2 protein-coding genes are annotated in these 1547 nt (G+C 71.8%); both read right to left on the reverse strand.

Going from position 1 to position 1547, the window contains the following annotated elements; translation table 11 throughout:
• On the reverse strand, positions 1 to 730 hold a 730-nt coding region (locus NL1_RS35925; RefSeq protein ID WP_156095222.1), incomplete at its 3' end, for an RsbRD N-terminal domain-containing protein.
• 25 nt (positions 731 to 755) lie between these two features.
• Positions 756 to 1547, reverse strand: a 792-nt coding sequence (locus NL1_RS35930) for an AMP-binding protein (RefSeq protein ID WP_156095223.1), incomplete at its 5' end; no start/stop codon positions are given.

Genomic DNA, 1547 nt, shown 5'->3' on the forward strand with positions numbered 1-1547 from the left:
CGGCCAGCGCGGCCGCGCCGTCGTCGCCTGCGGTCAGCGGGATCAGCGCGGTCCAGCCGCCGGTGTCGAGGCGCAGGAACACGCCGGGGATGGCTTCGACGCGGTGCCGCAGCGCCGCGGCGGGCCCGCCGTTGTTTCCGCACAGCCGGAACACCGCGACCAGGAAGGCGTCGGCCACCGGGATGACCGGGTCGGCGGTCCACTCCACCGGATCGTGTCCGGCCAGCAGTGCGTCGGCGATGCCGCGGCGGCGCTCGAGCAGTTCCCACCGCGGATCGTGGGATCGCTGGGTGGCCGCGGTGGCGATGCGCGCGCCGACCAGCGTGACGTACTTCAGCAACGCGGGCGAGGCCTCCAGCAGGAGGCTCTCGTCGCCGACCGAATCGCGCAGCCGATCCCAGAGGAAGACGGCGCCGAGCCGGTACCGTTCCAGCACGTCGGCCAGCGGGGTGCCGTCACGCAGCCGGTCCATCGCCAGCTCGACCAGTTCCCTGGTGTCCGCCTCGGACGGCTCGACGCCGCGGCGCAGATACTCGAAGAACAGGTCGACATTGAGCTTCGCGCCGCGGGCGAAATCGGTTTCCACCAGCGAGTGCGGCAGCTGCGCGTACGGCGGCAATGTGCCGTAGAACCCCTCCAGCAGCGACGCCGCGGCCCGGTGCAGGTCATCGATCGCCGCGGTTCGGTGCGTGGGGCCGCCCGAGCCGGGGAGTCCGCCCGGATCGTTCATCGGCGCCTCCGTGTCCGCGCGAGCATCACGAGTACAGGGCCTCGATGGTATCGGTGTAGCGGTTCGCGATCGGCGCGCGGCGGAGTTTGCCGGTGGCCGTCAGGCAGTCGCCGCCCGGCTCCCACACCTCGCCGAGCACCAGATACTTCTTGATCTGCTCGACCCGCGAGAGTTTGCCGTTGGCCGCCGCCACCCCGCGCTCGATTTCGGCGAGCACCTCCGGGCTGACGGCCAGGTCCGCGACGGAGGTCGCGGCGAGCCCGACCCGCCGGGCGAAGGCGGTGGCCAGGTCGGGGTCGAGGCAGATCAGCGCGGTGTTGTAGGGGCGCTGCTCGCCGATCACCACGACCGTGCCCGCCAGCGGGCAGTTCTCGGTGAGGGTGTTCTCGATGTTGGCCGGGGACATGTTCTTGCCCGCGGCGTTGATGATGAGTTCCTTCTTGCGGCCCACGATCGACAGGTAGCCGTCGGCGTCGAAGGAGCCGATGTCGCCGGTGTGCAGCCAGCCGTCGGCGTCCACCGTCTCGGAGGTCTTGGCTGGATCCTTGCGGTAGCCGCGCATCACCATCTTGCCCCGGATCAGCACCTCGCCGTCGGCGGCGAGGCGGACGTCCGCGCCCGGCAGCGGCGTGCCGACCGTGCCGATCTTGATCCGGGCGGGCCCGTTCAGGGTCGCGCCCGCGGTGCATTCGGTCATGCCGTACCCCTCGCACAACGGCAGGCCGAGGCCGAGGAAGAACTCGTGCACGTCCGGGGGGATGGCCACCGCGCCCGTCACCGCGACGCGCACCCGGTCCAGGCCGAGCCGCGCCCGCAG

It is taken from the genome of Nocardia lijiangensis NBRC 108240 (assembly GCF_001613045.1).
In the GTDB taxonomy this organism is placed as follows: Bacteria; Actinomycetota; Actinomycetes; order Mycobacteriales; family Mycobacteriaceae; genus Nocardia; species Nocardia lijiangensis.